The organism is Devosia sp. SD17-2 (assembly GCF_029201565.1).
In the GTDB taxonomy this organism is placed as follows: Bacteria; Pseudomonadota; Alphaproteobacteria; order Rhizobiales; family Devosiaceae; genus Devosia.
Window position 1 is genome coordinate 3,169,799 of the sequence record NZ_CP104002.1, and the last position, 12,908, is coordinate 3,182,706.

The 12,908-nt window shown below is 63.4% G+C and carries 10 protein-coding genes; 3 read left to right on the forward strand and 7 right to left on the reverse strand.

Annotated features, from left to right (window positions below):
* Nucleotides 1-119: 119 nt before the first annotated feature.
* From NYQ88_RS15585 to NYQ88_RS15595, 3 genes are read left to right on the forward strand one after another with little or no spacing between them, the layout of a single operon-like run.
* Entirely contained in the window at nucleotides 120-668 is a 549-nt protein-coding gene (locus NYQ88_RS15585) for a PadR family transcriptional regulator (protein WP_275652027.1), read from the forward strand.
* A 15-nt stretch (nucleotides 669-683) separates the two neighbouring features.
* Complete coding sequence (locus NYQ88_RS15590; protein ID WP_275652028.1) at nucleotides 684-1,949, forward strand: efflux RND transporter periplasmic adaptor subunit; 1,266 nt, start codon at nucleotides 684-686, stop codon at nucleotides 1,947-1,949.
* Between the two features lie 11 nt (nucleotides 1,950-1,960).
* The gene (locus tag NYQ88_RS15595) at nucleotides 1,961-5,302 is read left to right on the forward strand and encodes an efflux RND transporter permease subunit (RefSeq protein WP_275652029.1); all 3,342 of its coding nucleotides are present in this window, start codon (nucleotides 1,961-1,963) and stop codon (nucleotides 5,300-5,302) included.
* Nucleotides 5,303-5,450: 148 nt separating this feature from the next.
* Here NYQ88_RS15595 and NYQ88_RS15600 read toward each other — a convergent pair whose 3' ends face one another.
* The 7 genes from NYQ88_RS15600 to NYQ88_RS15630 form a co-directional block, all read right to left on the reverse strand.
* Nucleotides 5,451-7,346 (reverse strand): ABC transporter ATP-binding protein/permease, encoded by a 1,896-nt coding sequence (locus tag NYQ88_RS15600; RefSeq protein ID WP_275652030.1) that lies wholly within the window; start codon nucleotides 7,344-7,346, stop codon nucleotides 5,451-5,453.
* Nucleotides 7,346-7,663 (reverse strand): metalloregulator ArsR/SmtB family transcription factor, encoded by a 318-nt coding sequence (locus NYQ88_RS15605; protein ID WP_275652031.1) that lies wholly within the window; start codon nucleotides 7,661-7,663, stop codon nucleotides 7,346-7,348. Before NYQ88_RS15605 ends, NYQ88_RS15600 begins: the two co-directional genes overlap by 1 nt.
* A 112-nt stretch (nucleotides 7,664-7,775) precedes the next feature.
* Nucleotides 7,776-9,782, reverse strand: a complete 2,007-nt coding sequence (locus NYQ88_RS15610; RefSeq protein ID WP_275652032.1) for a LysM peptidoglycan-binding domain-containing protein — start codon at nucleotides 9,780-9,782, stop codon at nucleotides 7,776-7,778.
* Nucleotides 9,783-9,880: 98 nt separating this feature from the next.
* A complete protein-coding gene (gene cimA, locus NYQ88_RS15615; RefSeq protein ID WP_275652033.1) occupies nucleotides 9,881-11,521 on the reverse strand; it encodes a citramalate synthase in 1,641 nt (546 codons plus the stop codon).
* Nucleotides 11,522-11,538: 17 nt separating this feature from the next.
* Nucleotides 11,539-12,039, reverse strand: a complete 501-nt coding sequence (locus NYQ88_RS15620; protein ID WP_275652034.1) for a GFA family protein — start codon at nucleotides 12,037-12,039, stop codon at nucleotides 11,539-11,541.
* On the reverse strand, nucleotides 12,039-12,515 hold the full coding sequence (locus tag NYQ88_RS15625; RefSeq protein ID WP_275652035.1) for a GFA family protein: 477 nt from the start codon (nucleotides 12,513-12,515) through the stop codon (nucleotides 12,039-12,041). The genes NYQ88_RS15620 and NYQ88_RS15625 overlap by 1 nt, the downstream gene beginning before the upstream one ends.
* Nucleotides 12,502-12,885: a VOC family protein gene (locus tag NYQ88_RS15630; protein ID WP_275652036.1), complete on the reverse strand. Its 384-nt coding sequence runs from the start codon at nucleotides 12,883-12,885 to the stop codon at nucleotides 12,502-12,504. The genes NYQ88_RS15625 and NYQ88_RS15630 overlap by 14 nt, the downstream gene beginning before the upstream one ends.
* Nucleotides 12,886-12,908 lie beyond the last annotated feature (23 nt).

A 12,908-nucleotide genomic window follows, 5' to 3' on the forward strand; every position in this document is an offset into this window, starting at 1 on the left:
GGCATGCACGCCGCGCTTAACTGATCTGCAAACACGTTTTCGGGCCCCCGCTTGCGTCCGTGTCGGCCGGGATATATAGCCCGAGCATATATCGAACCGAAATATGCCGGGACGTGCCAATGAATGTCAGGACGCTGTGCCTGTCGATCCTCTACGAGGGCGAGGCTACGGGATATGATATCCGCCGCCTGAGTGTGGACGGCGAGTTTGCCTATTTCGTCGAAGCCAGCTTCGGCTCGATCTACCCTGCCCTGGCCAAGCTGGAGCAGGAAGGGCTGGTGACCAGCCGCACCGTGCCGCAGCCGGGAAAGCCGGCGCGCAAGATCTACTCCATTACCGATGCGGGTCGCGCAGAGTTTGCCGAAGAGCTGCTGGGGCCGCTTGGCGACGACGTCTACCGCAGCCCGTTCCTGCTTCTGGCCCGGTTCGCGCGGATTTTACCGAAAGAACTCGTCGAGCAACGCGCAAATGAACATTTAAAGCGTCTGAGCGAGAGCCGACAGAAGCTTGACGACGTATCAACTAACGACGGCTGCACAGCTGCAGACCGCTGGGTGATCAACTACGGACGCAGTGTATTGGACGTTGCGGAGACCTATCTGCGCACCCATATGCACGAACTAACTGAACTTGCGAAGGCCGATCCCCGTAAGGACGCGGCGGAATAGAGGGGCGACTACTCGATGCGTGCACTGTTTTCTTACGGCCTGGCCTTCCTGATCCTGTTGGGCGCGGGCGCGTGGCTCGCGACCGGGACGCTCGTCATCGGCGGAAACGGCCCGGGGAACGGCGAAAAGCCCATCATCTCGGTCATCGAAGGTGAAGAGCACGGGCCCCTCCACAATGCGCTGGCCGATGCCGGCGTTCTGGCCGAGCACCCCGAACCGGCAACCGATCCGCGCCTGTCGATCGCCGAGCGCAATGCCGAAGCCTCCGGTGTGAATGCGACGCTGCCCAATGTGCGCGTGCAGATGTTCACCGCCCAGCCGATGCCGCTCGAAGTTCCGCTGCGCGGCCGCACCCAGGCCAAGGCGGCGGTGACCGCCGTCGCCGAAACCGCCGGCACGGTCGACGTGGTGCATGTCACCAAGGGACAGCGCGTCGAAGTCGGCGATCAATTGTGCACGCTCGATCAGGGCACGCGCGCCGCCGCCGTCTCTCAGGCCGAAGCCGGTCTGGCACAGGCCGAGGCGGGTCTGGCTCAGGCACAGCTCAACTATGACACCAATGTCGACCTGCGCTCGCGCGGCGTCGCCGCGGCCAATACGGCCAATGCGGTGGAAGTGGCCCTTAGCGGGGCCAAGGCAGCCGTTTCCTCGGCACAGGCCGGGCTCGACAATGCAAGGGCGGAACTTGCCCGCACGGAAATCCGCGCCAAGGTGCCGGGGCTCGTGCAGGATCCGCTGGCGCTCGCCGGTTCGATGCTGGCGGCAGGCAGCCCCTGCGCCACGATTATCCAGCTCGACCCGATCGTCTTTGCCGGCATGGTGCCCGAAGCCCATATCGGCCTCGCCCGGCTCGGGCTCGACGCCACCATCAAGACGGTGACGGGCCAGACTGTCGAAGGCAAGGTGACCTATATCGCCTCGCGCGCCGACAATGCCACCCGCGCCTTCCCGGTCGAAATCGAACTGCCGAACGCCGACTTCGCCATCCGCGACGGCGTGACGGCGGAAGCCGTCGTCAATCTGGGAACTGCGCCTGGGCACCTGCTGCCGCAATCGACCCTGACGCTGGACGATGACGGGAAGCTGGGCGTGCGCACCGTCGAGGACGGCGTCGTGGCCTTCTATCCCGTGACTATCGTCAGCGACACCCGTCAGGGCGTCTGGGTGACCGGCCTGCCGGTGATCGCCAACGTGATCACCGTTGGACAGGAAAGTGTGACCGCCGGACAGGCCGTGAAGGCCAGCCCGGCTGACGTGCCGGCCCAAGCGCAAGCCAGCTGAGGACAGCTCACATGCTCGACTTCATCGAGAAAATCCTGAGAATGCCGCGCGTGGTGCTCACGGTCATGGCCGTGGTGCTGGTGGCGGGCACGAGCGCCTATCTCTCCATGCCCAAGGAGAGCTTTCCGGCCATCGACGTTCCCTATCTCTACGTCTCGATAAACCAGACGGGCGTGTCGCCGCGCGACGCGGAGAACCTCCTCGTCAAGCCGGCTGAAGAAGAGTTGGCCAATCTGCCGGGGCTGCAGAACATCAGCTCCACCGCGACCACTGGGCACGGCTCGGTGTTCCTCGAATTCGATATCAATACCGACAAGGATCAGGCGCTGGCGGATACCCGCGCCAAGATGGATGCCATCAAGGCCAAGCTGCCCGATGACGCCAATGATCCGACCGTCAATGAAATCGACATTGTCGGCCAGCCGATCATTTCCGTGGCCGTCTATGGCACGGCGCCGGAAAAGGAACTGGTGCGCCGGGCCGAGATGCTGCAGGACGCGCTCGAGGGCATTCCCGAGGTGCGCGAAGCCAAGCTTTCGGGCGCCCGCAAGGAGCAGCTCGAAGTGCGGATCGACCTCTTGCGGCTCGAAGCCTATGGGCTGACCGCCGGGCAGCTGTTCGACGCGCTCAGCCGCAACAACATGGTGGTCCCGGGCGGTACGCTCAACACCGGACAGGGCTCGTTCAACATTGAAGTACCGGGGCTGATCACCACGGCCGAGGACGTCTACAGCCTGCCGATCAAGACCGACGGAAATACCGTTGTGACCTTCGGCGATGTGGCGACCATTACCCGGACGCTGGCGGACGCAACCGAATATACCCAGGTCAATGGCTCGCCAGCCCTGATCCTTGGCATTTCCAAGAAGCTGGGCACCAATATCATCGATGTGTCGGACAAGGTCCGCGCAGTGACGGCGGAGGCCGCCAAGGACTGGCCAGGCGGGGTGAGCTACAGCTTCTTCCTCGACCAGGCCGAGACCACGACAAGCCTCTTCCGTTCGCTTGAGGCGGCAGTGCTGACCGCTGTGGCGCTGGTGCTGGTCACCTGTATCGCCACCCTTGGCCTGCGCCCTGCCCTGATGATCGGGCTCTCCATCCCGCTGTCGTTCATGATGGCGTTCCTCGTGGCCGAAATGCTGGGCATGACCATCAACATGATGGTGATGTTCGGGCTCGTGATCGCAGTGGGGGTGCTGGTGGACGACCCCGTTGTGGTGGTCGAATATGCCGAGCGAAAGCTGCAGGAGGGCGTTTCCAAGAAGGAGGCGTTTATCCTGGCGGTGCGGAAAATGTTCGTGCCGGTGCTGGGTGCGACGGCGACGACGCTGGGCGCCTTCGTGCCGCTGCTGTTCTGGCCGGGCATCATCGGCAAGTTCATGAGCTATCTGCCGACGATTGTGATCATCGTCATGATCGCCTCGCTGGTTTCGGCCCTGATCTTCATGCCGGTGATCGGCGCGGTGATCGCCTCGACCCATGTGGACGAGAAGGAAAAGGAAAAAGCCGACATCGTCATGTATCCCGATAAGTTCGACCCCAAAAAGGTCAGCGGGATCACCGGCGTCTATGTGCGCACGATGGAGCATCTGCTGCATTGGCCATTGCCGACGCTGGCGGTGGGGTTCGGGATTATCGCCACGATTTTCGTGACCTATGCGATGAACCCGACGGGCACCGAGGCGTTTCCGGCGTCGGAGCCGGAATATGCGACAGTGGCAGTGGTCGGACAGGGCAATTTTTCGCCCCAGGAAGTCCGCTCCATGTTGATCGAGGTCGAACAGGAGCTGCTTGAAGTCCGCGGCATCCAGGACGTGATCATGCAGTTCGGCACGACCGGCGCATTCGGCACCATGCCGCCCGATACAATCGGCAATTTCCAGCTGCAGCTGGTGAACTGGAACAATCGCGTTCCGGCCGAAAAGATTTTTGGCGATATCCGCCAGCGGGTCAGCCAGTTTGCCGGGCTCGATATTCAGGTGATCGCGGCCGAGAACGGGCCGCCGGCGGGCAAGGACATCAATCTGCGCGTCGAGAGCAGCAATTACGATGACCTCGTGCCGACCGTGACCGCCATCCGCGACCATCTGGCCAGCTGGCCGGAAGTGGTGGATCTCGAGGACGGACGCCCCTCCCCCGGTATCGACTGGCAGATCACCGTGGACCGGCCGGAAGCGGGCAAATATGGCATCGGCGTGCGCGAACTCGTGCCCTATGTGCAGCTGATCACCTCCGGCGTGAAGCTGGGAACATACCGCGATGCGGAAACCGGCGACGAGCTCGATATCCGTGTGCGCCTGCCGCAGGAAGAGCGCACATTCGACGCGCTCGACTCTATGCGGATCGCTACTGCCCAGGGCATGATCCCGGTGTCCAATTTCATCGATCGGACCCCTGTGCCCAAGGTCGCCAATATCCAGCGCCGCAACCAGGTCTATGCGATGAATGTCGCCGCAGGCCTTACCAATCTACCCGACGGCGTTTATGCCGCCGACAAGGTGCAGGAGCTGCAGAGCTGGATCAGCGCCCAGAACTTCCCGGATCGGGTGAGCGTCGCCTTTGGCGGTGCGGAAGAACAAATGGGCGACGCAAACGCCTTCATCGTCCAGGCTTTTGGCATGGCGATGGCGCTGATCTTCTTCATCCTGCTGCTTGAGTACAACAGCTTCTACCAGGTGATGGTGACCCTCTCGACGGTGATCATGTCGGTGGCGGGTGTCTTGCTCGGAATGCTGGCGACGGGAATGAGCTTCTCGGCGATCATGACCGGGCTCGGGATCGTGGCGCTGGCGGGCATTGTGGTGAAGAACGGCATCGTGCTGATCGACACCTACAATGACTACAATCGCCACCAGGCGGTGGAGCCGGTGAAGGCCATGTTGCTGACCGTGAGCCAGCGCGTGCGCCCGGTGTTGCTGACGGCGTTCCTTACGGCGCTGGGCGTGATCCCGATGTGGGCGAACATAGAGTTCGACTTCATCCGCCGCGAGATCGTCATCGGCGGGCTGGCCGGATCATGGTTCATCCATCTCTCGGCGGCGCTGGTTTCGGGGCTCTTCTTCTCTACCGCGCTGACGCTTGTGATGGTGCCGGTGATGGTGACGGCGCCGAGCGTGATGTGGAAGCAGATCAAGGGCGTCGGCGCCTGGCTCAGCAGCATTGGGCACTCCATCGCCTCGCCGTTCCGTCCGAAGGCGGCAGTCGCGGCTCCAGCCGGATTTGACGGCATGGCCGTGGAAATTCCTGACGATGTGGACGGCGCCAAGCGCTTCATCGTCTCCAAGGATGCCGGGCTGGTAGAGCATGACACCAATGGTGTCACGATTGTCAGTCGCCGGGACGCTGCCGAATAGGTCGGTCAACAAACCAAAAATAAGAGGCCCGCAGCGATGCGGGCCTTTTTTCGTGTCAGATGGTAGGCGCTGACGAGGTCGTAGCTCTCTGCCCCCCTCTCGGCCTCCCCCTGTCAGGGGGAGGAGAAGAGGTGGATTGGATTGGGCGTTACTCGCCAGCAGGCGCGCCGCGTTTGACGAAGCCGTCGGGGTCTTCCTGGGTGCGGGCGAGGGCTTCTTCGGCCTCGGTGGCTTCGCGCTGACGGCTCCACATCTGGGCGTAGAGGCCTTCCTGGGCGAGGAGCGCGGCGTGGTTACCGCGTTCGGCGATCTGACCTTCGCGGAGCACGAGGATTTCATCGGCATTGACGACGGTGGAGAGCCGGTGGGCGATGACCACACTGGTGCGGTTGCGCGATACGACGTCGAGGGCCGCCTGGATATCGCGCTCGGTCTTGGTGTCGAGAGCGGAAGTGGCCTCGTCAAGGATGAGGATCGACGGCGCCTTGAGGATGGTGCGGGCAATGGCCACGCGCTGCTTTTCACCGCCCGAAAGTTTCAGGCCACGCTCGCCGACGGGCGTATCATAGCCCTTGGGGAGCGAGGAGATGAAGTTGCCGACCTGAGCCATGCGGGCCGCCTCTTCGACTTCAGCACGGCTGGCGCCGGGGCGGCCATATTCGATGTTGTAGCCGATGGTGTCGTTGAAGAGCACCGTATCCTGAGGGACCATGCCGATGGTCGAACGCAGGCTCTTCTGGGTGACGTCGCGCAGGTCCTGGCCATCAATGGTGATGCGGCCGCCAGTGACGTCGTAGAAGCGATAGAGGAGACGCGAAATGGTCGACTTGCCTGCCCCGGTGGGGCCGACGATGGCGACGGTCTTGCCGGCGGGCACCTCGAAGCTGACCCCCTTGAGGATCGGACGGTCGGCGTCATAGTGGAAGGTGACGTCCTCGAAGCGCAGGGTCGGACCGGTTACGGCCAGCGGCTTGGCATCCGGCTTGTCGGTGATTTCCGGGGCCTGATCGAGCAGCTTGAACATCTCCTCGATGTCGGTGAGGCCCTGGCGCAGCTCGCGATAGACGAAGCCGATGAAATTGAGCGGGCGGTAGACCTGCATGAGGAAGGTGTTGAGCAGGACGAAGTCGCCCAGCGTCAGCGTGCCATCCATGACGCCCATGATGGCCATAATGGAGATGGCGAGGAAGCCGGCATAGAAGATGACCGCCTGGCCGAAGTTGAGGAAACCCAGCGACGTCCAGATGCGGATGGCGGAGCGCTCATAACCGGCCATGGACCGATCGAAGCGCTCGGCTTCCATCTGCTCATTGGCGAAATACTTCACCGTCTCGTAGTTGAGCAGGCTGTCGATGGCCTTGCCGTTGGCGTCGGTGTCGCTCTCGTTCATCTGGCGGCGGATGGTGATGCGCCAGTTGGAGGCCTTGATGGTGAAATAGAGATAGCCCCAGATCATCACCACCAGGACGCCGAGATAGCTCAGGCCAAACAGCCAGACAAAGACCACCGCCACGACGATGAATTCGACGATGGTGGGGGCAATGTTGAGGATGGCGAAGCGGACGACCGCTTCGATGCCCTTGGTGCCGCGCTCGATGACACGGCTCAACCCGCCGGTGCGGCGCGAGAGGTGGAAGCGCAGCGAGAGCGTATGCATGTGGTGGAAAGTCTGGAGGGCCAGCTTGCGGACGGCGTTCTGGCCGACACTGGCGAAGAGGACATCGCGCAATTGCTGGAAACCGGCATCGACGACATTGCCCAGCGCATAGGCGATGACCAGCACGATGGGAATGGCGAGGCCCAGCACCAGAGTATTGTCCGGCGCGCTGCCGTCGAGGCTGTCGATGATGCCCTTATAGGCGAAAGGAATGAGGGTGGTGGCGACCTTGCTCAGCAGCAGGGCACCAATGGCGAGGATGACGCGCAGGCGCAGATCAGGACGATCCGCCGGCCACATATAGGCCCAGAGATTGCGCACCGTCGCAAATACGGAACCTTCGTCCGCGCTAACGGACGGCTTCTTTTCAGTGGTGTCAGGGCGCATCAGGCCAGTTCCGTTTCCTGTGGGGTGGGGACAGGCGCAAGGCAGCCCAGAAGTCCCCCGAAGGCATCACCGACTTCAGACAGGCGATCCTGCCGGATGACGTAGCGATTGCGCGTACCGATTGGCTTGCGCTCGATCAACCCGGCATCGAGCAGGACTTTAATGTGCTGGGACACGGTCGACTGGGCGAGCGGCAGGGATTCCGTGACATCGCCACAGCAGCAGTTTCCCTGCTGCGCAGAAAGGATGCGCAGAATGTTGAGCCGGACCGGATGGCCCATGGCTCGCATGATCGTCGCTATGTCGTCGTCGCGCATGGGCCAGAACAAATGATCGGTGAATTGCGATGAACATGGTGAGGAACGGTGCCGAGGTCAATCCCCCAGACGAAAACGGCGCCTTGCGGCGCCGTTTTGCAGAGATTTTGCGTCATTCCGTGGGCAGGTTGAACACCTGACCGGGATAGATCCGATCCGGGTCGCGAATCTGGCCGGTGTTGGCCTCGTAGATAGTGGTGAACTTCATGCCCGTGCCATAGACGCGGCGGGCGATGGTCCAGAGATTGTCGCCACGCCGGATGATGGCCTTGCCGGCGGCAAAGCGCTGGGCATCGGCACCACCCATGGAGACGGCCACCATGGTTGGAATGGCCGGCGCCGCCTCGGCTTCCACGGCTGGGGCCTGGGCAACTGCGGGGGTTTCGGCGCTCGCGATTGCCGGCGTTGCAGGTTGGGCAACTTCGGTAGAAGTCGTTGACGTTGGCTGGCTTGCAGGCGCGTCGACAGCTTGCGCCTCTGGTGCAGCGGGCTGCGTCACCGGAGTTTCAGCCACAGTAGCAGATGGTGCGGTCTCGCTCGTCGTGGCCGGAGGCACGGTGAGCGTTTCCACTGTTGCGCTGGCGGCGGGTTCACTGGTCTGGGCCGGTGTTTCAGCCGGAGTGGTTGCAGCGACGACAGGCTCTTCAGCCTCGGCAGTCGCCTGCGGGGATGCCTGTTCGGCCGTTGTTACGGCCGTCGGCTCGTCGCCGGGTGGCAGCTCGAGCACGAAATCGACCTCGGCGCGGCCGATGACGGTAGCCGTCCCACGCTGGAGAAGGTCGACGCGGATGCGCTGATTGGGCTTGGTCAGGACCGAGCCAGCCTCCACCAGCCAGCGCCCACCCTCGACCTGCGCGTCGGCGATGAAGGCGTTGTCGACATAGAGCCGGACAGTTGCCCCATCTGGGCCGGCACCGGCGAAGAAGGTACGATCACCCTCGATCTCGATGGCGTCGATGGTGGGTGGGACCGTGGCCGGGGCCGCAGCTTGCGTTTCGGCAGTGGTCGGCGCAGTCGGCTGTTCGACGGCAGCAACCTGGGTCTGCGGTTCTTCGGCCGGTTCGCTGGTCGCTGGCGCTGCGTCTGCCGGAGCGTCAGCGGTCTGCACGGCGGGAACGGTGGCCGCAGGCTCTTCCACGGCGGCTGCCGGCTCGGCCGGAGCTTCCGGCTGGGTTACTTCCGCAGTCTCGACGGGCTCGGCCACAGCTACGCCGTTCGCTGGCACGACTGGTGTCTCAGCCGGCGTGGCGGCTGGGGTAGCCTCAGGAGCGGGAGTCGTCTCAGCTGGAGCGGCAGGCTCTTCGGTCGCTGCTACCGCGTTTTCTGGTTCAGCGGTCTCCACAGGCGTCGGAGCATCAGGCTGCGCGGCCGGCACGTCGGTTGCGGTGACGCTCGGTTCGGCGCTCGCGGGTTCTGCCGGTTGGGCAGGAGCGGTTTCGACGGCAGGATTTTCGGCAGGCGTCTGCGGCTGTTCCGCGCTGGCGGGGGCGGCTTCCGGCTGGGTTGTGGGTGTGGCCTCGGCGATCTGGGCTACTGCCGCAGTTTCGGGGCGTTCGAGACCCTGCAGGATGTCGCTGGCTTGGCCCGGCGTACTGGCGACGACGAGCGGCTGGCTCTTCTTGTCTTCGTTGATGACGACGACGAAGGACTGCTCGGCCTGACCGGTCTTGCCCTTTTCACCAAGGGTGATTTCGAGCGGGCCAGCAGGCAGCGGGGCATCGGGCACGAGCACCCAGTCACCGCTGGTTTCGACCGTGGCGCGGCCAAGGAGCGAGCCATTGGCATAGACTTCGATCTCGCTGCCCGGCGTGCCGCTGCCGGCGATGACGACAGAGCCATCGGGCTCGGCGCGGAGCAGGCCAAAAGTTGCGGCAATGAGATTTTCAGGGACGGCGACCGCCGCTTCGGGCGGCGTGACGTCGAGCGCAGGCTCGGCAATGGCCACTTCCGGCTCGACAACCGATTCGGATACGGCGCCGACAGCCTCCTCGCTATCGGCGACGACCGGTGGAGCGGGCGGGCGCGGCAAGAGGCCGACGTCGGCAAGGCGCGTCTGAACGCACTGACCAAAACCGTCGCTGCTGGAAAAGCAGTTGATGACCGTGGGACCGGTCAGCACGCCAACGACGGTAAGGAGAGTAACGCCTGCTGCCCCGATAGTCAGGGCAAGAGGTCGTTTCGGAGTGGTTTCGGCCAGTTTGTCCTCCCGGACTTTTGTCAGCCGGCAATCCGCGCCGGTTGATGCTGTTCCCCTCGTGTCGAATCCTGCGCCGCTTCAGTCTTCAACAGCTTGTATGTGATTGATTCATACAGAGCTTCAAACGAGGCATCAATGATATTGGGCGAAACCCCGATGGTGACCCAGCGTTCGCCGCTGCCATCGCGACTTTCAACCAGCACACGGGTGACCGCGCCCGTGCCGCCGTCGAGGATACGCACCTTGAAGTCGACCAGTTCGAGATCCTCGATGCGGGACGAATAGACGCCTAGATCTTTTCGCAAGGCGAGGTCGAGGGCGTTGACCGGGCCGTTGCCCTCGGCGACCGACATCAGCAGCTCGCCCTGAACGCGGAGTTTTACGACCGCCTCGGTGACGGTGATCTCCTCGCCCTGGGCGTTGTGGCGGCGCTCGACCATGGCACGGTAGTGCTCGACGTCGAAGAAATTCGGCAGCGTGCCGAGGACGCGGCGGGCCAGAACGGCAAAGGACGCATCGGCGCCATCATAGGAATAGCCGCGGGCTTCGCGCTCTTTCACAGTGGCGAGGAGCTTTTCGAGGCGCGGATCGTCTTTTTCGAGTGCGATATTGTGACGGGCGAGAGCGGTCAGCAGATTGGACTTGCCGGCCTGCTGGCTGACCATGATGGAGCGTTCATTGCCGACGCTTTCGGGCGGCACATGCTCATAGGTGGAAAAATCCTTGAGCAGCGCCGAGGCGTGGATGCCGGCCTTGGTGGCGAAGGCCGAGGCGCCGACATAGGGCGCCTGGCGCGCCGGGGCGCGATTGAGGCGATCATCGAAGGCGCGCGAGATATGGGTCAGGCGTTCGAGATGGTCCGCGGTGATGCCGGTTTCAAAGCGCTGGGCATAAAAGGGTTTCAGAACCAGCGTCGGGATCAGCGTGATGAGATTGGTATTGCCGCAGCGTTCGCCCAGACCGTTGAGCGTGCCCTGCACCTGACGCACGCCGGCCTCGACGGCGGCGAGTGCATTGGCAACGGCCTGGCCGGTGTCGTCGTGCGGATGGATGCCGAGACGATCGCCGGGGGCGAATTTCAGCACTTTTCCGACAATCTCACGGACTTCGGACGGCATGGTGCCGCCATTGGTGTCGCAGAGCACGACCCAGCGGGCGCCGGCATTGAGCGCGGTGGTGATGCAGGTCAGCGCATATTCCGGGTTGGCCTTGAAGCCGTCGAAGAAGTGCTCGAGGTCGATGAGCACTTCCTTGCCGGCGGCGGCGGCATTGCGGACCGTGTCGGCGATGCCTTCGAGATGCTCGTCGGTTGTGGAGCCGAGCGCGAGCTCGACCTGATAGTCCCAGGCCTTGGCGACAAAGCAGGTGGCATCGGCGGCGGAATTGACGAGGCCCTGCACGCCGGGGTCATTGGCGGCAGAGCGCCCTGCCCGCTTGGTCATGCCGAAGGCAGTGAAGGTCGCCTTGCGGGTGCGGCCCTTCTCGAAAAAGGCCGTATCGACCGGATTGGCGCCGGGATAGCCGCCCTCGATATAGTCGACGCCCAATTGCTCGAGCAGGTCAATAATGGCGATCTTGTCCTCGAGCGAGAATTCGATGCCGGCCGTCTGCGCTCCGTCGCGCAGGGTCGTGTCGAAAAGATAGAGGCGTTCTCGGGACATTTTCGGGCCTTGTCGGTCTAGTCTTGCTTGTGCGGGGGCCAGACAGAGGTGTCGTGGTCCGGATGCTGGTTGTTTGTGGACTGGATGGCGCTCCACCAATCCCTGCGATCGGGCTGTTCGGTGGCGCCGCCGTCTTCAATGCTGAGAAGCGTCGTGAACCAGGGCACACGGGCCTCATTGCCGGTAATGGCGCCCGGCGGGAAGTTTTCCGGGTGGTCGAGCGAACCGATGGTGAAGTTTACGCGGTCGCCGGAGACGTCTTCGTAAAAGAGCGGCGTTCCGCAATCCCGGCAAAAGCCGCGATCAACGTGGTCCGAGCTTCGGAAACGGGCGGGTTCGCCGCGGGTCCAGGTGATGGCCTCGCGCGGCGCCGCCACCAGAGCGGCAAAGATGTTGCCAACCGCCTTCTGGCACATTCGGCAATGGCAGATGTGGGCATTATCCAGCATTTCGGTGGCGTGGTAGCGCACCGCGCCACATTGGCAGCCACCGCTGACTTCGATGGCATAGCGGCGCATCACTCGTCTCCCTGCGTGGGCGGCCAGTCCTCGGTGTCGTGGTCCGGATGCTGGTTGGAGTGGATTCCGGCCATGAAGTCGCGCCATTCGTCGCCGACCTCGGCGCGGACCGGCAGGCTGGTGAGGCCATCAAAAAAGGGCAGCTTGTCGGTGGGGTTTACCTGGATTTCGGGGGCGGCGACGGCGGGATCATCGAAGGTACCGATGGCCAGTTCCAGCCCGAAGCGCGTTTCATAGGCGAGCGGGGTGCCACACTCGCCGCAGAAGGCGCGGCGGGCGGCGTTGGAGCTCTGGAACCATTTTGGCTGGCCGCGGGTCCAGACCGCATTATGCGCGGTCACCAGCGGGCCGAAAAAGCCGCCGAAAGCCTTCTGGCACATGCGGCAATGACAGATGGACGGGCGACCCAGACGGGTCACCCTGAAACGCACGGCGCCGCACTGGCAGCCACCGGTATGTGCGTCAGCCTGGGGCATGGCACACGGCCTCCACATTGTTTCCGTCGGGATCGATCACGAAGGCGCCGTAATAGTGCGCGTGATAATGCGGGCGCGGTCCGGGGCCGCCATTATCCCGACCGCCATTGGCCATGGCAGCGGCATAGAAGGCGTCGACCTCGGCGTGGTTGGCGGCTACGAAGGCATAGTGACGGCCGGGACCGGTGTCCGTGCTTTCGGTCAGCCAGAAATCAGGCTTGTCTCGGCCATAGCCGCCGACGTTGACGCCACCGGTGTGTTCAACCGGGATTTCCGCAAGAAGGCGATAGCCCAAGGCTGCAAAGGCAGCATCGTAGAAGGCCTTCGACTTGGCCCAGTCCGCGACAAGAATTCCAACGTGATCAAGCATTTTCGTCTCCTCTGATTAAGACG

Excerpts from the sequence above, each read along its gene's own strand:
- cimA (WP_275652033.1), bottom strand. The coding sequence starts at position 11,521 with ATGTCCCGAGAACGCCTCTATCTTTTCGACACGACCCTGCGCGACGGA.
- NYQ88_RS15585 (WP_275652027.1), top strand. The coding sequence starts at position 120 with ATGAATGTCAGGACGCTGTGCCTGTCGATCCTCTACGAGGGCGAGGCT.
- NYQ88_RS15620 (WP_275652034.1), bottom strand. The coding sequence starts at position 12,039 with ATGCGCCGCTATGCCATCGAAGTCAGCGGTGGCTGCCAATGTGGCGCG.
- NYQ88_RS15590 (WP_275652028.1), top strand. The coding sequence starts at position 684 with ATGCGTGCACTGTTTTCTTACGGCCTGGCCTTCCTGATCCTGTTGGGC.
- NYQ88_RS15630 (WP_275652036.1), bottom strand. The coding sequence starts at position 12,885 with ATGCTTGATCACGTTGGAATTCTTGTCGCGGACTGGGCCAAGTCGAAG.
- NYQ88_RS15625 (WP_275652035.1), bottom strand. The coding sequence starts at position 12,515 with ATGCCCCAGGCTGACGCACATACCGGTGGCTGCCAGTGCGGCGCCGTG.
- NYQ88_RS15605 (WP_275652031.1), bottom strand. The coding sequence starts at position 7,663 with ATGCGCGACGACGACATAGCGACGATCATGCGAGCCATGGGCCATCCG.
- NYQ88_RS15595 (WP_275652029.1), top strand. The coding sequence starts at position 1,961 with ATGCTCGACTTCATCGAGAAAATCCTGAGAATGCCGCGCGTGGTGCTC.
- NYQ88_RS15600 (WP_275652030.1), bottom strand. The coding sequence starts at position 7,346 with ATGCGCCCTGACACCACTGAAAAGAAGCCGTCCGTTAGCGCGGACGAA.